Origin of the sequence: Iningainema tapete BLCC-T55, from assembly GCF_014698965.1 — a bacterium.
Classification (GTDB): domain Bacteria; phylum Cyanobacteriota; class Cyanobacteriia; order Cyanobacteriales; family Nostocaceae; genus Iningainema; species Iningainema tapete.
The window spans coordinates 12,445-37,657 of the sequence record NZ_JACXAE010000063.1 but is presented as its reverse complement, the minus strand read 5'-3'; the positions used below and the strand labels follow the sequence as shown (position 1 = coordinate 37,657).

Annotated in this window: 23 protein-coding genes; 15 read left to right on the top strand and 8 right to left on the bottom strand. The window is 43.4% G+C overall.

Annotated elements, in window-relative coordinates; translation table 11 throughout:
* Positions 1 to 29: 29 nt before the first annotated feature.
* Positions 30 to 1,601, bottom strand: a complete 1,572-nt coding sequence (locus ICL16_RS18540) for a cation:proton antiporter (RefSeq protein WP_190830491.1) — start codon at positions 1,599 to 1,601, stop codon at positions 30 to 32.
* Positions 1,602 to 1,706: 105 nt separating this feature from the next.
* On the opposite strand from ICL16_RS18540, the gene ICL16_RS18535 reads away from it, so the two are divergent.
* A complete protein-coding gene (locus ICL16_RS18535; protein ID WP_190830489.1) occupies positions 1,707 to 2,588 on the top strand; it encodes a universal stress protein in 882 nt (293 codons plus the stop codon).
* A 3-nt stretch (positions 2,589 to 2,591) separates the two neighbouring features.
* Here ICL16_RS18535 and ICL16_RS18530 read toward each other — a convergent pair whose 3' ends face one another.
* Together ICL16_RS18530 and ICL16_RS18525 are read right to left on the bottom strand one after the other, a co-directional pair.
* Positions 2,592 to 3,620, bottom strand: a complete 1,029-nt coding sequence (locus ICL16_RS18530) for a DUF389 domain-containing protein (protein WP_190830487.1) — start codon at positions 3,618 to 3,620, stop codon at positions 2,592 to 2,594.
* Positions 3,621 to 3,677: 57 nt separating this feature from the next.
* Positions 3,678 to 4,214 carry a general stress protein gene (locus ICL16_RS18525; protein WP_190830484.1) on the bottom strand — a complete coding sequence of 179 codons (537 nt, stop codon included), beginning with the start codon at positions 4,212 to 4,214 and terminating at the stop codon, positions 3,678 to 3,680.
* Positions 4,215 to 4,996: 782 nt separating this feature from the next.
* Between ICL16_RS18525 and ICL16_RS18520 the strand changes: the two genes are divergently transcribed.
* The 6 genes from ICL16_RS18520 (at position 4,997) to ICL16_RS18495 (ending at position 11,667) form a co-directional block, all read left to right on the top strand.
* Positions 4,997 to 6,646, top strand: a complete 1,650-nt coding sequence (locus tag ICL16_RS18520; protein WP_190830482.1) for a fasciclin domain-containing protein — start codon at positions 4,997 to 4,999, stop codon at positions 6,644 to 6,646.
* Positions 6,647 to 6,717: 71 nt separating this feature from the next.
* Positions 6,718 to 8,004 (top strand): TIGR00341 family protein, encoded by a 1,287-nt coding sequence (locus tag ICL16_RS18515; protein WP_190830480.1) that lies wholly within the window; start codon positions 6,718 to 6,720, stop codon positions 8,002 to 8,004.
* Positions 8,005 to 8,013: 9 nt separating this feature from the next.
* Positions 8,014 to 8,826, top strand: coding sequence for an ion transporter (locus ICL16_RS18510; protein ID WP_190830477.1), 813 nt, complete (start codon positions 8,014 to 8,016; stop codon positions 8,824 to 8,826).
* Between the two features lie 163 nt (positions 8,827 to 8,989).
* Complete coding sequence (locus tag ICL16_RS18505; protein ID WP_190830474.1) at positions 8,990 to 9,991, top strand: mechanosensitive ion channel family protein; 1,002 nt, start codon at positions 8,990 to 8,992, stop codon at positions 9,989 to 9,991.
* 8 nt (positions 9,992 to 9,999) lie between these two features.
* Complete coding sequence (locus ICL16_RS18500; protein WP_190830471.1) at positions 10,000 to 11,334, top strand: DUF2254 domain-containing protein; 1,335 nt, start codon at positions 10,000 to 10,002, stop codon at positions 11,332 to 11,334.
* Between the two features lie 60 nt (positions 11,335 to 11,394).
* The gene (locus ICL16_RS18495; RefSeq protein WP_190830661.1) at positions 11,395 to 11,667 is read left to right on the top strand and encodes a hypothetical protein; all 273 of its coding nucleotides are present in this window, start codon (positions 11,395 to 11,397) and stop codon (positions 11,665 to 11,667) included.
* Here the strand turns inward: ICL16_RS18495 and ICL16_RS18490 are convergent.
* From ICL16_RS18490 to ICL16_RS18475, 4 genes are all read right to left on the bottom strand, one after another.
* Entirely contained in the window at positions 11,613 to 12,509 is an 897-nt protein-coding gene (locus ICL16_RS18490; RefSeq protein WP_190830468.1) for an S-layer homology domain-containing protein, read from the bottom strand. The two genes, ICL16_RS18495 and ICL16_RS18490, sit on opposite strands and share 55 nt — an antisense overlap.
* Positions 12,510 to 12,600: 91 nt before the next feature.
* Positions 12,601 to 14,460: a response regulator gene (locus ICL16_RS18485; RefSeq protein WP_190830465.1), complete on the bottom strand. Its 1,860-nt coding sequence runs from the start codon at positions 14,458 to 14,460 to the stop codon at positions 12,601 to 12,603.
* 186 nt (positions 14,461 to 14,646) lie between these two features.
* Positions 14,647 to 15,987 carry a fasciclin domain-containing protein gene (locus ICL16_RS18480; RefSeq protein ID WP_190830462.1) on the bottom strand — a complete coding sequence of 447 codons (1,341 nt, stop codon included), beginning with the start codon at positions 15,985 to 15,987 and terminating at the stop codon, positions 14,647 to 14,649.
* 170 nt (positions 15,988 to 16,157) lie between these two features.
* Entirely contained in the window at positions 16,158 to 18,221 is a 2,064-nt protein-coding gene (locus tag ICL16_RS18475; RefSeq protein ID WP_190830460.1) for an ATP-binding response regulator, read from the bottom strand.
* A 283-nt stretch (positions 18,222 to 18,504) separates the two neighbouring features.
* Between ICL16_RS18475 and ICL16_RS18470 the strand changes: the two genes are divergently transcribed.
* The 8 genes from ICL16_RS18470 to ICL16_RS18435 all read left to right on the top strand — a co-directional run bounded on the left by ICL16_RS18470 (position 18,505) and on the right by ICL16_RS18435 (position 24,006).
* A complete protein-coding gene (locus tag ICL16_RS18470) occupies positions 18,505 to 18,858 on the top strand; it encodes a hypothetical protein (RefSeq protein ID WP_190830457.1) in 354 nt (117 codons plus the stop codon).
* 27 nt (positions 18,859 to 18,885) lie between these two features.
* Positions 18,886 to 19,152 carry a hypothetical protein gene (locus ICL16_RS18465; protein ID WP_190830455.1) on the top strand — a complete coding sequence of 89 codons (267 nt, stop codon included), beginning with the start codon at positions 18,886 to 18,888 and terminating at the stop codon, positions 19,150 to 19,152.
* The gene (locus tag ICL16_RS18460) at positions 19,149 to 19,529 is read left to right on the top strand and encodes a response regulator (protein WP_190830453.1); all 381 of its coding nucleotides are present in this window, start codon (positions 19,149 to 19,151) and stop codon (positions 19,527 to 19,529) included. Before ICL16_RS18465 ends, ICL16_RS18460 begins: the two co-directional genes overlap by 4 nt.
* Before the next feature lie 71 nt (positions 19,530 to 19,600).
* Positions 19,601 to 20,743, top strand: coding sequence for a mechanosensitive ion channel domain-containing protein (locus tag ICL16_RS18455; protein ID WP_190830451.1), 1,143 nt, complete (start codon positions 19,601 to 19,603; stop codon positions 20,741 to 20,743).
* A 9-nt stretch (positions 20,744 to 20,752) separates the two neighbouring features.
* Positions 20,753 to 21,877, top strand: a complete 1,125-nt coding sequence (locus ICL16_RS18450) for a mechanosensitive ion channel family protein (protein WP_190830449.1) — start codon at positions 20,753 to 20,755, stop codon at positions 21,875 to 21,877.
* Positions 21,878 to 22,082: 205 nt separating this feature from the next.
* Positions 22,083 to 22,721, top strand: a complete 639-nt coding sequence (locus ICL16_RS18445; protein WP_190830447.1) for a hypothetical protein — start codon at positions 22,083 to 22,085, stop codon at positions 22,719 to 22,721.
* A gap of 45 nt (positions 22,722 to 22,766) precedes the next feature.
* Complete coding sequence (locus tag ICL16_RS18440) at positions 22,767 to 23,336, top strand: DUF3611 family protein (RefSeq protein WP_190830445.1); 570 nt, start codon at positions 22,767 to 22,769, stop codon at positions 23,334 to 23,336.
* A 31-nt stretch (positions 23,337 to 23,367) separates the two neighbouring features.
* Complete coding sequence (locus ICL16_RS18435) at positions 23,368 to 24,006, top strand: Rossmann-fold NAD(P)-binding domain-containing protein (RefSeq protein ID WP_238360831.1); 639 nt, start codon at positions 23,368 to 23,370, stop codon at positions 24,004 to 24,006.
* Between the two features lie 24 nt (positions 24,007 to 24,030).
* On the opposite strand, the gene ICL16_RS18430 is transcribed toward ICL16_RS18435, so the two are convergent.
* On the bottom strand, positions 24,031 to 25,113 hold the full coding sequence (locus ICL16_RS18430) for an AI-2E family transporter (protein ID WP_190830443.1): 1,083 nt from the start codon (positions 25,111 to 25,113) through the stop codon (positions 24,031 to 24,033).
* Positions 25,114 to 25,213 lie beyond the last annotated feature (100 nt).

Genomic DNA, 25,213 nt, shown 5'->3' with positions numbered 1-25,213 from the left:
TCACCTTTTGGGCGATTGTTTCAAAGCTATTAAGTAGCATCATTGCCTTCGGCAAAATCTTGATTGAGGAAAGGAGACAATTCCCGATTCAGCCGACCTGCTTTCACAAATTCAGCATAGGTATCTGCCTCAATCCCCAACAGTTCTAAGCGTAGCTGTTGGGCTGTAAAGTTCCGCAAATTGGGATACTCATCTTGCAGTTGGTCAATCTCTTCAAGCAAACGGTTCAACTCTCCTTTGACAAGCGTCTGTTGGTAGCGGTAAAATTCTGGTTCCACACCAGGACGTTTCTCTACTTGATTGAGATGTTGCAGAACACGATTAAGTGCTGTCAAACGTGCAATCGCTTCCGAATAGCGCTGGCGTAGAGGTTGGTCTCCTAGAAGATCTAGTTTCTCCAACAAAGGTTTAACAGTCAATCCCTGCACAAGCAAAGTAAACAACACCACCCCAAAAACTGTGGCGATGATTTCTTCCCGTTCAGGCAGGATAGCAGGTACACTTAATGCCAGAGCGACGGATACTGAACCTCGTAGTCCACTCCACCAGAGTATTGTTTGCTCCTGTAAGGGAATGTCCGAGTTAGCTAGCCGATTGCTTAGGTTGCTGAGAGCGTAGATCGCGATCGCCCGTGTTAAAATTATTGCGAACACTGTCACGACAATAATTCCCCAATTTTCTCCCAGAATGGCAAAGCGAATCTGATCGCCAATCAGTAGAAACACAATGGAGTTAACAAAAAACGCTAGAAACTCCCAAAATTCAGTCACAATAATTCGGGTGCGCGGGTTCATACCGATGCGAGAGCCAAAGTTACCCAGGATTAAACCCGTAGTGACTACTCCAATTACTCCCGATCCGCCCAAATCCTCGGTAATCAGATAAGTGCCGTATGCCGAAATCAGAGTTAATGATTGCTCTACCAATGCCAAATCGAATCGTTGAGTTAGATAGGAAATACCAAAACCAATCAAACCGCCGACAGCAATACCAATGCCGACAACTGAAAACAATTGAACTAAAATAGATTGAACCGCCAAGTTAGCAGTACCCAGAGGAAGAGCCACCAAAAAACTGAAGGCAACTACCGCCATCCCGTCGTTAAACAGGCTCTCACCTTCCATCAACGTTGTGAGACGACCTCCCACGCCCAGTTCACGAAACAACGCTGTGACAGAAACTGGGTCAGTGGCTGACAGACTCGCCCCAACAAGCAAAGCTGTAGATAAAGACAGTCCAGTTAATTGATTTAATCCTAAGGCTATTCCCAAAATCGAAATCACTACCCCAATCACGGCATACAGGCAGATGGGAACTAGATCCCGCTTCAAGTCCTGCCATTTCAAATTCCATGCCGCTTCAAACAGCAGCGGTGGTAAAAAAATTGACAGAATCAATTCTGGTGAAAGGTCTACTAGGCGGACATCCACAAATGCCAAACCTAAGCCTACAATCACTAATAACAAGGTATAGGGAATCAAGCGAAACCAGCTAAAAATCTGCGGCAGCGTTGCCACACTTAGAGACACCGAGAGTACTAAGAGAAATTGCTTCAGATTGTCTTCAATGACTACCGAAGATTGTACTGTCTCAAGCGTCATAATAATTACATGCTCCTTTTTTATTCGTCACATTAAACGGACTGTCCTTAATTATGCCGTTACTGGGGATTAGAATATTTATAAATCTCTTTTACTAGTTATTTTATGTTTCAACGAGTTTTAATTTGCACAGATTTTTCTGACGGTTTACACCGTTTAGCACATTTTGTTTCCAGTCTTGCGCAGGCGGGAATCAAACAAATAGTTTTTCTGCACGCCGTTCCGTTGTCGGAAAAAGGTATTATTCCACGAGTCGATAGTGAGAAAATAGAACAAGCTCAAACTCGATTGGCTTCTTCTGTTGGTGAAAGTTCTACGGATGTAGAAGTAAAAATAGAAGTTCAATCGGGAAAGCCTGTTGAGATCATCCTTCAGGTTTCCCAAACCTATCAGTCTGAATTAATTATATTGGGTTCTCAAAGTCGCAGCTTACTCACGGAAAAATTGGTGGGTAGTACAATGGCTGAGTTATCTCACAAGATCAAGATTCCTCTACTGGTACTGCGTCCTCAGTTAATCTCTACCTATACGAATGAGGAATTAACACTCCGTTGTCAAAATCTTTTCCGCTCTTTGCTACTTCCCTACAACGGTAGTAAAGTGGCAAATTATCTGGTGCAACAGGTGAAGCAATTGGCTCAACAACAATCTGGTAGATTTTTAGAACAGTGTACGCTTTGTTGGGTTTTAGAAAATAGCGATCGCCGAGAAATACCAAACAAAATACAACCACAGCAAGCTAGCGAAATCATATCTCAGATTAAAGCTGATTTGGAAGAAGCAAATTTATTTGTTGAGACACAAGTGCTGGAAGGACAGTCGCTCACCAAGATTTTAGAAGCAGCTGCAATGGCGGATATCAGCGCGATCGCGGTGTCTTCAGGAACTATAGGTAAACTCCAAGAATGGTTGGTTTCCAGTTTTGCCGCTGAATTATTGCGTTCTAGCTGGTATCCCGTACTGTTTTTTCCAGCCCAAGGTGGCTAATATTTAAGGCGTTTTTTGAAATTGGGAATTATTCGGGTTATCTCGCCTAACTTCCTCTATTTGACCAACTTCAAAAATTAAGGTGAAAGGTTGACCCATTTGTTTTGCTAAAAATTCTTCTAAAAGCCTTACTTGTGTGGGTGTCACAGGTTCCTTAGTCCGAACATTCAAACGGACGGATGGTGGATTGCTTAACCAATTCACATCACTATCTAACAGTACCATTCGCTGAAAGGTAATAGTTCTATTCAATAATGCTTGTCTAATACTAGCTTCGAGTTGGGCTTGTCTAACTAACCGAAAAAAACTCACGCTTAAGGGAATAAAAAGTATTGCTGTAAAAGCTAGCGTCCATCCGAGGGCTTTCCTAGCACGTTTAAATGAAGTGCAACCCGTTAGTAAAAACGTTAGCATACAAGAAAGAGTTATTCCCAATAAATTGGTGAGATAAAGTAGCGTTGCACCGATACTAAGTGACCAATTTACCTGAGATAAACCCAAGCCAATTACACAAACTGGTGGCATAAGTGCAACTGCGATCGCTGTTCCAGCTAAACTTTCAGAAATTTTCGGCTGAACTTTCGCAAAACTACTAATTCCTCCAGCAGCAACGGCGATTCCCAAATCGAGTAAAGTAGGTCGAGAACGGCTAATAATTTCGCTGCCAAATTGTGGAATTCTTACCAATAAGCCGACAAATAAAGCCAAAAAAATTGATATAATTGTTCCAATTATAATGGCAGTTAAACCTTTACGGAATAAAACTACATTACCTTCTAAAGCTCCAAATGCTATGCCCCGAATTGGTAACATTAAAGGTGCAATAATCATAGCACCGATAATCACAGCAGCACTATTAGAAAGAAGTCCTAAGGTAGAAATTATACACGAGCCAAAAATTAACACAATATAGTTAATATTTATTGTTGATTCTTCTAATAGTCCATTGCGTATTTCCTCAAGCGTCTGGGGCGGAATTCTTCTAGTTTTGAAATTATTAAAACGGTTGCGAATAGAATTTATATTGAGCATCACGTACCAAGTCACTAATTTTCAGGGAGTCACGAGACGAGTGCGAATGCCACAACTTCAACTCGTGTTCATGTCAAAAACTCGCCACTCCTGAATTCCCCAACGGCTAAGAATACGTTCGGCGTAACGGATATCTTCTTGTGTACCTTCTATCGTCAGCAAATAATCTCCTTGAAATACTCGCTCGTTATAGAGTTGGGCGGCTTTTTCGGGAACAAACCAACCCCGTAGTGCGCCAATCAAACCGCCAGCAGCAGCGCTAGCTCCACTCCCTAAAAGAGTGACTAAAATTGATTCTGCTGCCAGCGTCGGACCAAAGCCTGGAATCAACAAAACACCCAGACCCACGCTTAAGGCAAGTAAACCTCCTGCTGTAGAACCTGCTACTCCACCTGCTGCTGCGCCTTCAGCTGGAGTGATAGTAGGTTCACTTATGTTAGCATCCTTAAGTTGCTCATTAAAGTTGGGCTTTTTAGTAATGATAGAAATCTTATTCATCGGAAAGCCACTACTTCTCAACTCGTCGATCGCCTGTATGGCAGTTTGGCGGCTGGCAAATATACCAATAGCGTGTTGGAGTTGATCGTAAGCCATTTTACCTCTCAAAAAGTACTGATGAATCTACAAGGTTATTCCTATTGCCTGATCTGTCTCCAGTGTTAACAATAAATGTGAAGAGAAAGTGATAGCACTTGTGAGCAGTTAGGGTTTATTCCCCAACCGCAACGTAGTTCTGTATACTACACGAGAGCGATCTTCCTATACTCCAAGGCTGCCAAGCTTGCGCCTTAACTTCAACATTGATAACCAAATGCCATAACTACTCCGGCGATCGCATCTTTAAAATTCCAAACCAAATATAGCGCTTTTCATCTGAGTGAGGTACACAACCCCACCCAGCCCTCCCCTTGGAAAGGGGAGGGTTTGGGAGGAGTTAGGATTAAGATGCGTTTGCTCATAGTAATTGTTCGGGTTCCCAGTGCAGCTTTAACTTAGCTATTAGTATTACTAAAAGTGTATGGCGTTGCTGATTTAAAGTATGAAAAGTTCACGCAAAAAAACAATTCCTAATTGTATTTGGCAATGCCCTAGTTCTCCACGAGTTTTCCACTATCTGGATTTAACTTTAAGCTATAGCTAGATGTGAGTGATTAATTCAATGGAATTTTCTCTACTCAACTTCCCTTTTGACTTGATGTCTAAAGGAACTTCAATTATGTAGCAGCATTATTATAGTCAGTTTAAAATTATAACACAAATAAAATATAATTAACTGTATTTTTGCACAATTACCTTTGCATAAGAGTGTTGAATACCACTCACTTACTGTAGGAGGCATGTTTTAGAGATTACCCTACTTTTTTCAGGAGGAATTCATGTGTAGTTTATTTAGTTGGTCATCAGCAAGTACAGCATTGCTAGCGCTTGGTGTGTCAGTCGGTATAGTAACTCCGACAATAATTTCACATCCAGCTTCGGCTCAAGTTACAAGTCCAACTACAACACCAACCACAACGATTGCATCTACCTTTTCTGACGTTGATCCTAACTACTGGGCGCGTCCATTTATTCAAGCTCTAGCTGAAAAAAACGTAATTACTGGCTTTCCTGACGGCACTTTTAGACCAAATCAACCTGTGGAGCGTAGTGAATTTGCTGCAATGATTCAAAAAGCTTTTAACCAAACCCAAGTTCGCCAGTTAAGTCCGGGTGGGTTTCGAGATGTTCCTGCTGACTACTGGGCTGCTTCTGCAATTGAGTCAGCTTACGAAACTGGATTTATGACAGGTTATCCAGACAACTTGTTTCAGCCAAATCAGCAAATTCCCAAGGTTCAAGCGATCGTTGCTTTGGTAAATGGTTTGCGTTTGACTGCTAGCAATAATGTCTCAGATGTTGTGAGTACTTACTACACCGACGCTACAGCAATCCCGAACTATGCGATTTACGAAGTAGCAGCGGCAACACAAGGCAATATTGTTGTCAACTATCCGGATGTGAGAGTTCTTAATCCCCTAGTGCCTCTAACTCGTGCGGAAGCAGCGGCACTTTTGTATCAAGCTTTAGTTAAGCAGGGACAAGTGCAACCTCTTGCTAGCAATGTTTTGGCTACTCAATATATTGTTGGTAGAACCACTAACGGCGCTCAAACCGCTAACGACATTGTTTCCCTGGCTGCGTCTAGTAATTCTTTTACAACGCTGACTTCTTTATTAAAGACAACAGGTCTAAGAGATACCCTACAGCAACAAGGTCCGTATACAGTTTTTGCTCCAACTGATGCAGCGTTTGCGGCTTTGCCTAAAAACACTCTACAACGTTTACTGCTGTCAGAGAATAGAGAAACACTGATTAAGATTTTGAGATATCATGTGGTTTCTGGTGAATTAACTGCTAGAGAACTTTCAACTGGAGAACAGAAAACCCTTGAAGGCAGACCTGTTAACATTCAAATTACTCCTGCAACCAGTCAAATTGCAGTAAACAAAGCAAGCGTAATTCAGCCAAACGTCCAAGCAAGCAACGGCGTTATCCATGTGATTAACCAAGTCCTCCTCCCACCTGATATTAACCTTGCTCAGCAGCCGCAGGATGGTATTACGCCCGGTAGAACTACTCGTGGTGGCTCTAGCTATATCGGGGTTGGTGGCAATATTGGTCTGGGCGGTGATTCAGCTTTAAGTGAAGGCAATTTTGCCGTGTTCAGCAAAATTGGACTGACACGCACCATATCAGCCCGACCTTCTGCGGTGATTGGGGACGACCCTATTGTTTTAGTTCCAGTCACCTTTGACTTTGCCGGACGCTCAGCTAATCCCTTTGGTGAACCAACGTTCACTATAGCTCCTTATGTAGGTGCAGGTGTAGCGATTGAAACTAGTGATGATGCTGACGTTGGTTTACTATTAACTGGTGGCGTAGATGTGCCTTTAAGTTCTCGGTTTACACTAACAGGTGCTGTCAATGCAGCTTTTCTGGATGAAACTGATGTAGGGCTGATGTTAGGAGTTGGTTACAACTTTTAGCAAACAACAATTTCTTTGGCTAGAAAGCCATTGCCTCAACAATACGAGATAATTAGCAACAGGAGGGTAAAATGCGTCAGCTAATTATCCAAGTGCCACAGGGTCATGGAAAAGCAGTTATTGACATTGCCAAATCTCACAAGGGCGTAAACCTGGCGCAAATTGAAGCAAAGGGTAGTGAAGAACCGATAGATGTGGTGATTGTTCACGTTTCTAATCGAGAAGTTGGAAAGGTTGTGGATCAGTTGCAAGACTTGCCTAAAGTACATATCACGCTCATACCAACTGGCGTGATGGCTCTGCAGCCACCGGCTTCCGAAGCGCCACAGCAGGTTCTGAATGTGGAAGAACGCAGTCCGTTGGAAGTTTTTCTTTCTGGACTGCAAAGCGTTGGTTCTTGGCGGGGTTTTCTGGGGTATGCAGCGCTAGCAGGCTTCGTGGTTTGGATTGGCTTGTATACTAATACAAGTTATTTGCTGGTGGCGGCAATGCTTATTGCACCGTTTGCGGGTCCGGCAATGAATACTGCAATTGCTACGGCACGGGGCGATCGCCAACTACTCTGGCGCAGTCTTTTACGTTATTTTACTGTCTTAGCTGTCACAATTATAACAACTTTTTTACTTACCCTACTCTTACAGCAAGAAATTGCAACTAGTTTAATGGTAGAAAGTAGCCAGGTATCAACAGTGGCAGTGCTTTTACCTTTAGTAGCTGGGATAGCTGGGGCGCTCAGCTTAGTTCAGTCTGAGCGTAGTAGTTTAGTATCTGGAGCAGCAACCGGGATGTTAGTTGCTGCATCTCTTGCTCCACCAGCAGGAATCGTGGGTATGGCAAGTGCGATCGGTAGGTGGGATATGGTAACGGATGGGCTGTTTCTGCTGTTGCTGCAACTATGCGGCATTAATTTGTCAGCCTCCCTATTGTTCAGAATGTACGGCTTGTCTAATCAAGAAACCCGTTATCAGCGTGGTAAAAAATGGGTGTTTGGTTCTGCCTTGACAATTACTGTATTAGCATTGGCAGGTTTACTCACCTGGCAATTTTCCAATCCTCCAAATCTAGAACGATCCAGCCGTGCGCAACGTACTAATGCTGAACTCCAGAAGGCAGTTAAGCAAGTCAATTTAGCACAATTAGTCGAGTCTAATGTTCGCTTCACCCGATCCAACATCAAAGGACAAAACACTTTACTTTGTGTTGTTTATGTCCAGCGTAAACCCGAAGTTACTGTACCAACTGAGGAAATTCGCTCCCGCCTCACTCAAGCAATCCAAACGCAAATATTACAACAAGGCTTCAATGTAACACCTTTGGTGGATGTTAACGTTCTGGAAACCCCTCCTGGCAAAAGATAAAACCAATATATGAGCGATCTGAACTTGACAGAAAAACAAGCCTTTGACCGAGAGCGCGGCGAAGTCTTGCAACAATTGGAAGACTGGCTGGAAACCCCCATGCTGGTACTGGGCTTTGCGTGGCTAGCGCTATTCGTCATCGAGCTAATTTGGGGACTCAACCCTCTACTAGAAGCAGTTAGCACTAGTATCTGGATTATTTTTATCCTAGATTTTTTGGTCAAACTTGCCCTTGCTCCTCGCAAGCTCTCCTATCTTAAAAGCAACTGGCTAACGGCTTTCTCTCTAATGTTGCCAGCTTTGCGTACCTTTCGGATTGTGCGGGTGGTGCGGACGCTACGAACAGTAAGGGCTGTCCGAGGGCTGCGGCTGTTGCGGGTAATGACTCGTGCTAATCGCTCTATGCGGGCTTTAGGAGCGAGTGTTAGCCGTCGGGGTTTTGGTTATGTGGTGATGTTGACAGCGATTGTTACGTTAGTAGGAGCAGCGGGGATGTATGCGTTTGAAAACGAGGTTGATGGTGGTGGGTTGAACAACTACGGTGCAGCTTTGTGGTGGACGGCAATGCTGATGACGACGATGGGTTCTGAGTATTGGCCCAAAAGCCCTGAAGGTCGAGTGCTTTGCTTTATCTTATCGCTATATGCGTTTGCTGTGTTTGGCTACGTAACTGCAACCCTTGCCACGTTTTTTGTTGGTCGTGATGCAGATGACGACGAAGCCGAGTTGGCAGGAGCTAAATCGATTGAAGCGCTTCAAGGTGAGATTACCGCGTTGCGGGCTGAGATTCATATATTATTGGAGCGGAATTCAAAGACATGAAAAAAGACATTTATCTTGGAATGTTCAAAGAACAAATCTATTATTAATAGCAGGCAAAAAGACTGTTTATCATAGTATAGCAGAAATCTACAGTCTTCAGATAGATTTGGTTAATTGCTAATTTTTACTAACATAATTAACAATTGATGACCGAGGAAGCTTCATGAACGCAGAAATATCTCTAGCTTGGGACAAGGTTCAGGGGATGATCAACGGTTTCTTTGCTCTGATACCGAGCATTGTGTTAGCATTGATTGTCTTTACAATATTTTTGTTTGTTGCTAGGGGAATCAAGAAACTGGTCAAGCGAGTTACCAGCAACCGCCGCCACGCCCGGAATTTAGGACTGGTACTCGGACGATTGGCGCAGGGTGCGACAGTTTTGATTGGTTTGTTTATCGCCTTGTCGATTGTGATTCCTTCCCTCAAAGCCGGTGATTTGGTGCAACTGTTGGGAATCAGTGGGGTGGCAATTGGTTTTGCCTTCCGGGACATTTTGCAAAACTTCCTGTCTGGCATTTTGATTTTGCTGACTGAGCCGTTCCAAATTAACGACCAGATTGTGTTTAAGAACTTTGAGGGAACGGTGGAAAACATTGAGACACGAGCGACAACAATTAAAACCTATGATGGTCGCCGAATTGTGATTCCTAACTCTGAATTGTTCACTAATTCAGTGACTGTCAACACCGCCTTCGATAACCGCCGCATAGAATACGACGTTGGCATAGGCTACGGAGATGATATTGACCAAGCTAAGCAGTTAATGCTGGAAGCGATCCACAGTGTAGACGAAGTTTTGAAGGACCCAGCTCCCGACGTGCTGGTGATGGAACTTGCCGAAAGTACCGTCAATATTCGCGCCCGGTGGTGGATCAAACCGCCACGACGTGCAGATGATCTCACCTCGCGAGACAAGGTGATCTGTGCCATCAAGCAAAAGCTATACGTTGAAAACGGCATCGACTTGCCCTACCCAACCCAGCAAATTCTGTTTCACGACCAAACCGAAGAAACAGATGGCGATCGCTCCCGTCAAAGAGAAGGCTGGCCCGCAGGTAAAAGCGAAGTTCCCAAGCCACGCAGCATTGGCGGTTCCCTCAGGCGGCTTGCTGAAATCCGAGCGCAAAGAAATGGTAGTGAAGGCGATGGCAATGTTTCATAAAAAAGCGAATGAAAAATATTAAGCTAGGCAAAGTTTGGGACTCACTCCACTCCAGCTATTGGTTTTTGCCATCAATTATGGCAATTATAGCATTTGTGCTGGCGCTGACAATGTTACATTTTGATCGGGCAGGCATTTATGGACCGCTCAGAGAGTGGGGCTGGATCTACTCAGGCGGACCTGATGGTGCGCGATCGCTGCTTTCATCGGTTACTGGTTCGATGGTTACCGTAGCCGCTACAGCCTTCTCGATTACAATCGTTGCTCTCCAACTCGCTGCTTCAAATTTCGGTCCGCGACTATTGCGTAATTTTATGCAGGACACGGGCAATCAGATCGTCCTGGGTACATTCATTGGCACGTTTGTCTACTCCTTACTGGTACTGCGCACTATCCGGGGAGAAAACTATGAAGAGTTTGTGCCACATTTGTCGGTAACTGTGGGCATAGTACTGGCGATCGCGAGCATCGCTGTGCTAATTTACTTTATCCATCATGCATCAACCATAATTCAAGCATCCCACATCATATCTGAAGCTAGTGCCGATCTAGATAGTGCGATTGATCGGCTGTTTCCTCAAAAAATCGGACACCCTTTACCTGAACATCAACGAAAAGTTGGGGAAATACCAGCAAATTTCGACAGAGAAGCTTACCCAATTAGAGCTAATGGCACTGGTTATCTACAAGCAATAGATGACGAAAAATTGATGAAGATTGCCTGTAAGCACGATCTCCTGTTGCGTGTCAAGTCTCGACCGGGAAAGTTTGTTGTCAAGGATAGCTTTCTCGTCATGGTTTTACCTGGGGAAAGAGTGGTAGATTCGCCCAAAGCGTCTTTAAACAAACAGATTAACGAAGCCTTTATTCTCGGGAAGGAACGTACCGAACAGCAGGATGTATCGTTTCCCATTGCTCAACTGGTTGAAATTGCTTTGCGTGCCCTCTCTCCTGGCATTAACGATCCGTTCACGGCGATTCGGTGTATTGATAGACTTAGTGCCGGACTGTCTCGCCTAGCCCAAAGGGATTTTCCTTCGCCTTACCGCTACGACGACAAACAAAATTTGCGCGTAATTGCAGAGCCAGTGACTTTTAAGGAGTTGGTTGACCTTGCCTTTAACCAAATTCGCCAGTATGGATCGTCTGATGCGTCTGTTACCATCCGCCAAATAGAAGCGCTGGCAATCATTGCCACTTATTCTCGCAATCCCAAACAGCAAGCAATTCTAAAGCGTCATGCTGAGATGATTTTAAGGGGTAGCCGTGAGGGTTTGCCAGAAGAACAAGACCGCCAAGATGTGCAGGAGCAGTATCACAATTTCCTCAAAGCATTGGAGTAAACTATGAATTTTAAATTTTAGATTTTGGATTGTTTTGCCAGTAAATAATGGGGCATTGATATGTTAAGTACTAATTGGCGAGGGTATCGAGTTGCCGCATGGGTTGGACAAGCTTTACTCACAATCTTTGTAATAGCTGCAGCAGTTCAAGGAAATTGGCAAAATGCTTTTGCTCTCGCCTGCTTTCTTGTTGCTTCTGTTGCGTTTGTGGTTATGGATGATCCAGTGGCGATCGCTGAAGCCCTACGTCAGTTTTTGTCGGGAGCGTCTGCGTACAGCTACTGCTGTGTTTGTACATTTGAGTCACTTATTTTACTACGTCCCACAATGTAGTTAGAAGCTGCTGTAGTGCTTTTGATCGGTTCCAGCCTTCCCTGATTGACTAACGCTTGATGAACAAAAGCAGCAACGGCTCCACGAGTGGCAGCTTGATTAGGATTGAGTATCCTGGTATTAGGATGATTGACAACAATAGCTGCTTGAGTTGCTTTTGCTACTTCATCAACAGCATACTGAGGAATTTTTTCAGCATCTGCATAATAATTGCTGACTACAGTCGATACAGGAGGTTGAGGCACAGTTTTAGCTGTGGCTTTAGCAGTCATGATTGGCTGCATTAAAGTAGTCATTGGCAGCGGAAGTAAAAACAGGTTTCTTGCCGTTCGACGGGTAGTTTGAGCAGGTACTTGATTAGCTGAGGAATGCAAATCTAAATTCTGTGTCAATGACACTAACGCCTCTACCCTGGTAACTGGCTGTTTTGGTCGAAAATATCCTCCCGGATAACCATGCATAAATCCTGTTTCGTAGGCTTCTTCAATCGGCGCAGCTGCCCAATAGCCAGCAGGAACATCTTTATAAACGGTGCCACTGGCTATCTGCCGCTCCCGGTTTTGGTTAAAAGCTTGGCGAATGATGGCGGCAAATTCATCCCGAGCAACCGACTTATTCGGTCTATAAGTGCCATCCGGGTATCCGGTGATAATTTTACGTTCTGCTAAAGCTTCAATGAATGGCTGCGCCCAATGGTTCTTGGTATCAGGAAAGTTAGCTGCTGACTCTGGTGCTGCAGTGACTGTGGGAACTACAGCAAAAAACGATGTGGCTGCTCCTGTTACCAGTCCTAAGAAAAGTGAAGTTGCATTTGCTAATGACCAATTCTGTAATTTAAACACAATAATTCTCCAATAGTTTTCAATTATCTGAGTAGATGAGTCAAGTCGATTCCGCTATTTTGTTGTAGACACAGGCTCACATCTGTCCTCTCTATTTCCTAAGTAGTTGGGTTCGCTGTAAACGGTTAAAAATTCGCGTCACTAGTTGTGATTCTACGATGGGCTTGCTCACGCAGTCGTCAGCACCTGCTGCAAACATCCGCTCCACAGTATCTGCTTCTACGTGAACAGTCAAAAACAATACAGGTAGTCTTTTCCAGTACGGGTCGTTACGCACCACCTGACACAGTTCAATTCCATTTATATGAGGCATTTCTACATCTAAAATCAACAAATCTGGGGATACTTCTGTCAAAATTTCCCAGAAGCGTCGTGGATCTTCGAGAGTTGTTAGCCTAAATCCCCAAGGCTCTAGTAGTTTTTGTACAATGGTCAGCACATGCGGATCATCGTCTACAACCATGACTCTCGACGAGCTAGCGCTATGGCGTTGCAGTACCTGGGTGACTAACTCCAACATTTGGTTTGGAAGCATGGATTTGTCCAAAAAACCACGTCCCCCAGCCCGTGCTACTTCTACGCGCTCAGTAAAATTACTTTGGTCTGTGAACACCATTACTGGTATTGGCGGTGTCCGATTAGACAACTCTGCTACTAGCTTGAAGCTTTCCTTAACGTCATCATAACAGCAAAGGTCCAGTAGTACAACATCGGGTTGTAGAGACTTGCTATGGCGCGTCTCTACATTTGCGATCGCACTTCTTGCCGCCGCATTATCTGTAGCAATATTTACTTGTATTCCTTGAGTAGTAGCCTCATTGACCAACTGCTCAACAACTTGGCGATCGCTACTAACAAGCAATATCATATTATGGCATTGCGAACTTTCCATCGACTCAACACTAATTGGTTCAGCTGGTTGCTCTAACTCCTGCTGCAATTTCATCACTAGTTTACAAAGGCGTGGAGACAAGAGGCTGTGATTAATAGAAGATTGAAGCAAATGCTCGATCTCTTGAGCTAGTAGCGAACCTTGAGCAAAGCCAAAACTTCCCAAAGAACCAGCCAGCTTGTGAGCTTCTTGCTCTGCTTTTTGTCGCAGTTGAACATCAACAGTCCCCTCCCTTAAGGCATTAGTTGCTTGCTCCAACACTGCGATGCGCGAACCAACCTTAGCTTTGAACTCCTCCCGCGCCTTCGCGAGGGCTGCCCACATAGCTTGCTGCTGCTCCGAATTTGGCTCTTTTTCCGTTGGCTGACAACTTTGCTCCTGGGGTAGAGGCTTCAGCCGATAGCCTATTCCGTAAACTGTTTCAATTAAATCATAGTTAGCACCTGCTGCTTTCAATTTCTGTCGTAAACTTTTGATATGTGATTTAATTGTGTTTTCTTCTGGTGGGTCTTCATCTGCACCCCAAAGATGATCGATAATTGCACTGCGGCTAAACACGCGCTGGTTGTTGCGTAAAAAAAGCTCCAGAACGCTAAACTCCTTTGGTGTTAAATGCAGCGCTTGGCTTGCATAAGTCACCTCACAACTACTAGGATCGAGGTGCAAGTTTCCCCATTCTAAAACAGGAGGTAAAGAAGAATTTCCCCGGCGTAGTAAAGCGCGAATGCGAGCTGCTAACTCTTGAAAGTCAAAAGGTTTGACGAGATAATCATCGGCTCCGGCATCTAAACCCATAACTTTATCAGTTCTGGTGTCCTTTGCCGTTAATAGAAGAATGGGCATTTGATAACCCTCTTGACGTAATTGCCGACAAAGACTAATCCCATCTAGCTTCGGCAGCATGACATCTAGTAAAATCAAATCATAGCTACAAACTTCTGCCAAGTCCCAACCATCTTGACCATCAGCAGCAATATCAACCACATAATGTTGCTCACCCAGAACTGCCGCAACAGCTTGAGCAAGTGAATTATCATCTTCAACTAACAGAAGTCTCATGCTTAATGTTTGCTTTTTAAAGCACCTCTGGGCATCAACATCAATCTACAAATAGGATAAGCCTGTTTCAAAGCCTCTTGACATCTACCAAAAGCAATGAAAGTTTGGTCATCTCGGCTGTAAATATGCCCAAATTGATGCTTGAGGGAGTAAGCTAATTTCTGCATCTAGGGCAAACAGAGGCTTTTACTTCCCTAACTTGTTCAGGTCAATGTTAGGCGGTAGCAAAACTTTATCAACCGCATGGATGACACCGTTGCTTGCCTGAATGTTCTGCTGGGTAACATTCGCATTGTTCACGTCAATTTGATTAGTGGCACGATTAATTTGAACATTGAGAGGTCTGTCTGTGAGCGTTTTTATTTGTCCTCCCTTAAGTTCATTGGTAGTGAATTTACCAGGCACCACATGGTATCTCAAAATCCTAGCCAATGTTTCTCGGTTCTCAGGTTGTAGCAATTTGTTCAAAGTATCTTTAGGTAAAGCAGCAAATGCTTGGTCTGTGGGAGCGAAAACTGTATAAGGACCTTTATTTTTGAGAGTATCTGCTAAACCTGCTGTTTTCAATGCAGAACTTAGTGTTGTAAAGTTCAGTGTAGAGAGGGCATAAATATCACCTGGCTCTGTCGTGGAGGTAGTTTGAGTAGTTGTGGTATTGGAACCACCAGTACCTGATGTAGATGTAGTTGTTGAAGTAGTTGCGGTAGTGGAACCACTAGTATCTGATGTAGATGTAGTCGTTGAATTGGTTTGACTAACATTACTATTGCGACCCACAATGTAATTAGTAGCCGTAACATTATTTGCTAGTGGTTCGAGCTTACCCTGCTGCACCAAAGCTTGATACAAAAGTGCTGCAGCTTGAGCACGAGTCAGAGGCTTGAGTGGATCGAGGACTTTTACATTGGGGTAGTTGACGACAATATTTCTCTGTGTGGCAGCGGCTATGGGATTGATGGCATAAGCTGGTATCCAGTCAGTATCTTGGTAGTAAGTTCTGAGAATATCTGCAGGCGTACCATCCGTGGACAAGCGCAAACCCTGTGCCAAAGCAGTTATCGCCTGCGCCCTAGTAATAGGTTGCTCTGGCAAAAACTGTCCACCACCATAACCTTGCATAAATCCTGTTTGGTAAACTTCTTGAATTGCAGAAGTAGCCCAGTAGTTGGCAGGAACATCTCTGAATCCAGATTCTGCTAAAGGACGAATTCGATTCTGCTCAAAAGCTGTGGCAATCATTGCAGCAAATTCTGCACGATCTACAGGCTGCTCTGGTTTAAAGGTTCCATCAGGAAAGCCTGTAATAATTTTTTTCTGATACAGGGTTTGAATAAACGGTTTTGCCCAGAAATTAGCTGCAACATCAAAAAAGTTGACATCAGAATACTTGGCATCTCCACTCGGTGTGGGAGATGGAGAAGTGTTCTGAGCAATGGCGGGAGCAGACACTATGGGAGCCATTGTGCCAATCATAGCCGCAGATAGCAAGGTGGCGCTACTTGATGACCATTTTAAGAAACTACACATTTTTGAAAATATCCTCCAAATGTGGGGCGAGCTCTCAAGTTTCACCCCTTTTAGCTTGAAGATATCTTTATAAAGTGGAAAACTTGTGGAGCATTGAGCAATTTTGCTAAAATGGCTTTGCTAAACACAATATGAATCTGGGTGTATGAACGCTGCGATCGCGTCTCTACTCATTGTGATTCGGAAGTATTGGCAAGGCTAGCAACGATCACCACCAACTCAGCCGCCCTGACTGGTTTAGCTACATGTAGCTGGAATCCTGCTTCCAGTGCCTCTTTGTAGTCTTCTACTCTAGCATACCCCGTAAGTGCAACAGCCGGAATACGTCCGCCTAACTTTGGCTCCAGTTCCCTGATTTTGCGCATCAGCTCATAGCCATCCTCGTCTGGCATCCCAATGTCGCTGATCAGCACATCTGGTCTTAATTGTTCGAGCGCTGCCAGCGCCTCGCCTACCGAGCCAACAGCAATCACTTCGGCTCCACACTTTTCGAGCACTGTGCTAATCCACAAGCGCGTGTCAGCCTCATCATCCACAACTAGCACTCGCAAGCCATTAAGGCTTGAAGGACAGGACTCGGAAGAATTTATTTCCTCCTGACTCCTGTACAGATGTTCCGCCGGAACGTCTCTACTGACTCCTGTACAGATGTTCCGCCGGAACGTCTCTACTGACTCCTGACTCCTCTGTTCCAGAATTGGCAACTTCACTGTAAACGTCGCCCCTTGTCCTATTCCCTGACTCTGTGCTTGGATAGTGCCGCCATGCAATTCTACCAGATGACGTGTGATCGCCAAGCCCAATCCCAGCCCTTTATTTGACCGAGTACTTGTGCTATCTGCTTGACGGAAGCGGTCAAAAACATACGGTAGAAAGTCAGCACTGATACCTTTACCCGTATCGCTCACTTGAATTTGAGCAGAGTTATCTGTTGCAAGTTGTTCGTTGCCACTAACCACTGACAATCGTACCTCAACCCGTCCGCCATTTGGTGTAAACTTGATTGCATTGGAGAGTAGATTTAACAAGACTTGTTGCAAGCGCTCTGAGTCGCCCCAAATCTGCTCTACTGAGTTATCAAGCACAGACTCTAGTTGAATACCCTTAGCATCCGCCGCCCCTTGCACAACCTCAATTGCCGGTGTAATCACTTCAACCAGGTTAACTCTGCCTCTGTTGAGCGAGAGTTCCCCCCTAATAATACGTGAAATATCAAGCAGATCCTCAATCAGTTGCATCTGCAAGTTGGCGTTGCGCTCAATTGTCTCAATTGCATCTGCAGCCCTAGACTCATCTAGCATACCTGTTTGCAACATCCCTGCCCAGCCAACAATTGCGGTCATGGGGGTACGTAGTTCATGGGAAACTATTGCCAAAAATTCGTCCTTTGAGCGGTTAGCTGCCTCTGCAGAAGCGCGTGCGGCTTGTTCGCGCAGCAGTAGTTGGTTGCGTTCTTCCTCAGCCAGCTTGCGCTCAGTGATGTCTTGCATAATTTTTGAGAAACCGCGTAGATTTCCGTCTTCATCTTGTAAGGGTGTGATGACACAATGCGCCCAGAAATGTGTGCCATCCTTACGGACGTGCCAATGGTTCTCCTTGGAAAAACCTTCGGCTAATGCTTTTCTCAATGCTTGCTCAGGTTGTCCGCGCTCAATCGCCTCTGGTGTAAAAATTTGCTCGAAAGGCTGACCAATAATTTCTGCTTCCTGATAGCCTAAAATGCGTTCTGCTCCGATGTTCCAACTGACAAAATGACCTTTGGGACCGAGCATGAAAATTGCATAGTTTGTTACTCCTTCTATGAGTAAGCGGTAACGTTCTTCGCTATCACGTAGGGTTTGCTGGCTTTGACGTAAGTGATCGTAATTTTGCTGGGCGGCTCGCGCGTTCATCTCAGCTTGTCGTCGCGCATAACGTAGTGCCGCATTTAGTGAGTTGATCAGCAGTGCCACTAGCACAAACTGAATTAGCCCCACTAGACTAGGCAAATTAAAGGTCAGCGAATAAAGTGGAGGTAGAAATAAGAAGGCGCATGCTAAAGTGGACAGAACAGTTGCTAGCAGTCCTGGTCCTATACCACCATACCAGGAACTAATCATCACAGCACCTAAAAAAAGTGGGTAAATTGTCAGCTTTTGCAGCTGCCATAGCAGTCGTGTAAGTAGCACCGCCAGTAAAAACGTTATTGTAGCAACGCCATAGCGTTTTAGCTGGGAGCGCGTCAATCTCAGCATATTTTTTTCTCTCTAGTTACGCAGCAGTGTTCTTGGGGCAGGAGACACGTACTACTGCTATTATGTCGCCTGTGTTAAAACCCGCCAAGTATCCTCCTTGACAGTGCTGTGATGCGTCTAGTGCTAGTTTAGCAGGTAGATTTTTCCTCGCGCTTTTTTGGGATCTTCTGCTTTTGCCCGACTTTTCCACTTTTAAGTCTTAACTTCAAAGATAAATATAAAAAAATGGTCGTCCTAAATAAATAGGGTACATTTTTGGCAACATAACTCAAGTAAATCCAAAATGAAAACAACAACGAAAAGATCCGGCACTGAAACCGTTCAGCTTAACTCCCTAGCTGATTTAGACCAGATTGTATCTGAACAATTCAATTTACCTGCACGTCCATATTCAACCGATATTAAGGCAGCTTTAGAAGTCGTTGTCTATGCTTTGGAAAACTCTGAGTGTCCTCGCTTTGAAATATACCGCTCTGACTCTAATGCTTTCCCCGGTCTACCTTTTGTAGTAAGCTTTGATCAAGAGGCATGGACTCATGGAAAAACTGCACCTTTAGCAATTTGTCATGATGCTCTCCATCGACTTAAAGGAGTGGTAGTAACAATTCCTGACCATTACTATTGGAATTTAGACTAACAGACCGAAGAGGGCTGCTTGTAACGCATGCGCACATCGCCACTGGCAGATGCTCAGACAATGAACCAAAATCTCTTTCGCCGAAATGCTTGTTTTTGCAGCGTTTCGGCGGCGAAGGACTGCATGTGTACGGATAGTCCACAAACCACAAATCGAGTATCCTGGAAAAAATTAAAACAGCAAGCGGTGTTTGATGAACAGGCTCCACTGATGGCTTTGAAAAGCCGCTCTCCGGACGTATCTACGTCTACTACGCCTGATGATTCAAGACAGGAAGGAAGACCAGAACAATGACAGCCAAGCAAATCCTAGTTATTGATGATGAAGATGACATCCGTAAATTAATTCAGACCTGCCTGGAGATCATGGGGGGTTGGCAGGTACTAAGCGCCTCTTCAGGTAGTGAAGGGTTGCACTTGGCTCAGACTGCTCAACCTGATGCCATCCTTCTGGATGTAATGATGCCTGAGATGGATGGTCCGACCACCTTTCAAAAATTACAGGCAAATCCGGCAACTAAGGATATCCCTGTAATTTTGCTAACAGCTAAAGGGCGCACCACTGAGAGTCACCTATTTGCTGAACTGGGTGTAACAGGCGTACTCAATAAACCCTTCAATCCTCATAAACTAGCTGACCAAGTAGCAGCAGCCTTAGGCTCAAGTGTTTAAGCGGATCGGTGTGATAGGCAGAGCTTTTGGAATTCATTAATATAGATCAGTCGAAAAAATGGAGTTTACTAGTGCTAGATTCCTTACTTGAAGTTTTGAATAGCGATGGAAAATTACAAATCAGTTGGCTAGGATTGGTTGGGTTGCTGGCTTTCATCAGTGGTGGCTTGTTTTTCCCTATAGTAGGTTTGCGAAGTGTAAGCTTTGCACAATCGCTACTTACTCCTTTCATTTCTGTGAGAGAAAGAGTTGCTTATCGAAAAGTTGTGAAGCCATATGAGAACTGGTTAGGCGTTGCCTTTGGTCTTTTACTTACGGATGTCTTCGCAATTTCACTACCAGAATCTGATTGGTCTCGGCTGTTAGAAATTCCCATTGGCTTATCCTTAACTATTACTGCCAGTTGGTTAGCTTCTCAACTGTTCAAGCAGTTTTTTGATTTCTATCTGTTAGAAGCAGCAATTAAAAGTCGGCGGAAAGTTAATAGTGAATTATTACTTCTGACTAAGTTATTTGTCAATATAATTATTGTAGTTGTAGCGACTATTCTTTTTGCCGAAATTCATCAAATCAATATTTTTGGTTTGTTAGCAAGTTTAGGAATTGGTGGTTTAGCCATAGCTTTTGCTGCTCAGAAGACACTGGAACAAGTATTAGGTAGTGTAGTTATTTATCTCGATCGTCCCTTTGTAATCGATGACTATATTGGCTTACCCGATGGAACTTTTGGTCGAGTTGAATCAATTGGCTTACGCTCCACCAAAATTCGCACCTCTGGTAAAGGTACACTGATGATTGTCCCTAACAGCTCGCTCACCCAGGTTAATATTGAAAACTTTACTGGTGCTAAGAAGGTGATGGCAATTATTTATTTAAACTTCTATCGTGCCGTCAAGAATGAAGAACGAGCTTTGATTCGCCAGGTTATCCTTGAAAGTACTGTCGATATTTTTGGCATTGATACGCGCAGCACCGATGTTATTTTTAGAGATTTTTCAGAGCAAGATCTGCTGTCTTCTCACCTAAAAACAGTAGAGCGAACGCAAGCACAGATTACCTTTTTTATCTTAGGTTCTGGTGAAGTTTCAATGGAACTGCGCCGCCAACTACTCGATCTTGCTAATCAGAGTATTACCCAGCGATTGAAGGAATATGGTATTGCCTTTGATATTGATGAGCCTACTATCTATGTTGATTCTCCTATTACAATTTAAAACTAATTTATGAATTTATCCGAAATTATTCAAAATTTTGTTTTGTTGGGAAAATTAGCTAAACCTGTATTAACTGAAATTGGCATATTTCTCATATTTATATTGTTATCTTTCCTTGTAGGAAGATATACACCGTTACTTATAAGATTGATTCTCAAATATTTTTTCCCACAGCAACTGACAGTAGTTTATGAAAAATTAATCCACCCAATTAAAAACTTATTCAAAATTGCTAGCACCTTCATCCTAATTTCTTTCTCTTTGAATCTAATTAAAGAGTATGAATTAATCTATAATTTTATTAAACCTTTTATTGATTTGGCAGTAATTGCTAGTGTTGCCTGGATAACTTCCCGTTTATTTCGCCAATTTGTCCTTGTTTATGGAATAGATTTGTTTAGCAAGTTCGGTAGGGAAGTTGATGAGCTACTGCTGGTATTTGAGACTTTAGCAAATGTGATTATTGGCTTTTTCGCAGTGCTAGCTTTTGCCAAGAACCGATTTGATTTAGTTGGCTTAGTCACAGGCTTAGGAATTGCGGGAGTCGCGGTTGCTTTTGCCGCTCAAAAGACATTAGAACAACTGCTGGGAACTATCGTATTGTATTTAGATCGCCCCTTTGTTCCTGGAGAATATATTCGTTTACAACGTTCTCAACAAATTCCCGAAGGTCTATTTGGTCGCGTTGAGTCGATTGGTTTACGCTCTACCAAGATTCGCACAGCAGCAAAAAGTACACTTTTTATTGTGCCAAATTCCATATTAGCAAATTTAGAAGTTGAAAATGTTACTAGAGGCAAGAAGGTGATGGTCTTGCTTTACATCGAGTTTTTAAAGTTTCTGGAAGAGCGAGAGCAAGCATTGGTGCAGCAAGTAATTGCTAAGAGTACTAACTCATTGTTTGGAATTGACCCTGGTAGTACTAATATTACTTTGACAGATAATTCTGAAGATCACACAACTCACGCCAGAGTGACATTTTTTATACTAGGTTCAAGTGAAAATTCAATTCAATTAAGAAAGCGGTTGCTGGAGTTGGCAAATGAGAAAATTTCTAAGCATATGCTCAGTTATGGAATTAAATTTAAAATGCAAGAACCGACTATATATGTAGAGTCGCCTGTCACAATCTGAGTGGTTGAAGAACGGTTGATGTTTGATAGACCACGCACTTGAATTCTTCACGAGTTTTCCACTATTAAGGCTTAACCTTAAATTATCAAAAGTTCTTGAGTTCTTCTAATAAGTTGAGCGGCTCAACTTCTTCTCTAACTTCACTTTTACTTGTTTGAAGTATAAATAAAATTTTTTCAATTCATCTTTGGGAGGCATTTATATTATGTATCAACTCAATCAATTGCCCCAAAAAAAGTTTGGGCTAATAGGAACAATCTTTGGGGGCTTACTCATGAGTATACAATTTGTTCCGCAAGCGGTAGTAGCACAGCAGCCTACTTCCAAAGTTAACCCCTGTCCCAGCATTTTCTACGAAGAACCACATAACCATCGTGTTATGGTTCCCCAAGGATGCCCGCCTAATGCTGCAACTCTAGGACAGACACAGCAAGGGCAAATGCCTGGGATGCAAGGGGGTTTGGTTGTTCCTATTATTAGGCGCCCGAATGTTATACAACCACCTTTACCACAGACAAGACAGAATGCTATTGCTACTGTTGTGCCAATGGCAGGTAAGGTGGATGTGAGATTGAAAAATAACACTAACGCCCGTATTTCTTATCAGGCGAGCGCCCATACCCAGCCCCGAATTCTCACAGGTAGAGAAGAAGTTGTCTTGAAAGATTTACCAACGCCTGTCACGATCACAATGGTGCGCGAAGATGGAGGACTGCTCAAAGTTATACCTTTATCTACATCTGATTCAGGGGTGCTGGCAGTTTCGCTGGATGAAAAAACTACCTCAGATAATAACCAGGGTGTCTTGAGAATTCAAAGAGATGGTCAGGTCTTTTTGAACTAAGTAACTGAGCATCAAATATTTTAATTATACCATCTCAGGGGGTATATGTTGAATAATTTGGAACCTTTCTCGCATCCGCCGTCTAAAAAAGAATTTGCCGCCACCTTCGGCGTAGTCAGTCGATTTAGCTTTTGGATACAGTTAGCGCTAGGTAGTGTTTCTGGCATCGCTTTATTGTTTGCGTTCTTTAGCCGTAACCTCACTGCTCAAACGAATAATTCAGGCATTGGGTTTGGCATATTTTTAGCTATTGTTGGCATTTTATTGTTGTGTTTCCGAGTCTATTGGGCTTGGCGCTACAGAATTTTAGCCAAACGTTTACAAACACCAAATTCAGCAATACATCCCAAGAAAGAAGACATAATCAAAGTTTTACGCCTTGGGTTAATCGTTAGTTTGGTAGGACTATTAATAGCTTTTGTTGGCTCGGAAGTAACCGTTGTCGTGGTACTAGCAAAAGCTCTAGCCCAACCTCAAGGAGTAGCAGTTTATAACCCAGAACATGTCATTCGTTCGCTAGATCTTTTTGTCATGCTAGCAAATGTCAATATGATTGGTGCTCACTTTTTTGGTGGAGTTACTTCTCTTGGGTTACTAGAGTGGGTAGAGCAATAAGCAAGTAAAGCGAATTTAAGGAGATTTTGCAATGTTGAATAGACTTTTTCAAAGTAGCAGCTTTATCCACAAACTATGGAGTTCCAAGGGATTTATTGCTCTAGCGCTGGCGGCTGTAATACTTCCCGCTTGTACCAACAACTTAGAAGCACGCGCTCCAGGTTCGCCAGAAAGCAATGTCACCGCAGAGGAAGTTGCCGATAATACAAACCAACTTCTTGGTAAAACAGTTACCGTTAGAAGTCAACCGATTAGGAAAATTGCTCCATCGACCTTCACGATCAGCGATCAGCAATTCTTTGGCAGTGAACCTATATTAGTTGTAAACGCTTCAGGCAAACCTTTTGTTCTGCCTGCTGACTCAAATACACCGATTCAAGTTACCGGTCCAGTGCGCAAACTTGCGGTTGCAGAGATTAATCGAGATTACAACTTGGGTTTAGATCCAAAATTGTATGTAGAGTACGAGAATAAACCCGCGATTGTTGCACAATCGATTGCACTAGCACCCAAACCAGGTGAAATTACTACAAACCCCAGGCAATACTACGGCAAAACACTAGCGGTAACAGGTGAAGTTGAAGACATCAGAAGCCCGAACGCATTCACGTTGGATGAAGACAAGTTGCTTGGTGGACAAGATTTGCTGGTAAGCAAAGTTATCCGTTGACAATTTCCCAAAACTCATTTTTACCTATGAATTATCTTTACCATCTCGCACATTTAATGCATCTTGCATCCGGCTTTCTTTTTCCTGACCTCGCCAATTGTTAAGTACATCTTTGACTACAACTTCTTTAATCCAAATTTGTAGCACAATCACTAATGGAATAGCCAGGAATAAACCTAAGAAACCGAAAAAGTTGGCGAAAACTACCACTGCTAATATGGTAACTGCTGGCAGCAAAGATACCTGATTTTCCATAATCAAAGGCACGACAATCAGGCTTTCAATCTGCTGAATTCCAAAGTATAACGCTATCACTGCCGCTGCTTTCCAAGGTGCATCAAGTAAAGCAAGCAGTGTTGGTGGAATCACACTTAAGGTCGGACCAATATTAGGAATAAACTCTAATAAACCAGCCAAAACTGCATTAACAAGTGGTAGTGGCACCCGTAAAAGTAATAGTCCAATATAGCTTAAACAAGCGATGATGAACATTGTAATTAGCGTGCCTTTAAACCAACCAACTAAAGAAGTTTCACACTCACAAAGAATTTCATCAACTCGCCGACGGTAAAAGGCAGGAAATAGCAGTACAAAACCACCTCGGTATGGTGAGGGATTTGTTAAGAGCATGACGGTTAAAGCAATGAATAACAACAATGTCAAAACAATGGTAAGCGAGCTACTAACCCAGGTAAAGAAGTTGTTAATTAGCTGATTTAACCAAGATTGCAAACCTTGAGTGAGATATTTAAGACCACGGATATTGTCTATCAATTGGTCTGGAATCACATTTTGTAGCCAGTTATTCCACGAACGCATCCTTTGTAATGCCGCAGGACCAAAGTCACTGAATTGTTGCAATTGGTCAACAAGACGCGGCACAATCAGTGCCAAAAAGCCTCCGACAATCCCCAGTACAAACAAAACTGAGATGGCAACGGCAATGCCTCGCTTGATCCGCAATTTTTGGAGAAATTGCACAAGTTGGTTTAATACTGTAGCCAAGACTACAGCTGCAAATACTACCAAAAGTATTTGCCTAATTTGCCAGATAATGTAAAGAGATATAACAATAGCTAGAAAACCGAGCAATTGCCCTAAACGCACAATAGTGCCTCCATTTTTTGCTATTTCCAGCAGTTGTGCTGTTCTTTAATTATTTCAGATTAACTGTGTATTAATCATTAAAAAAAACCACTTAAAGACT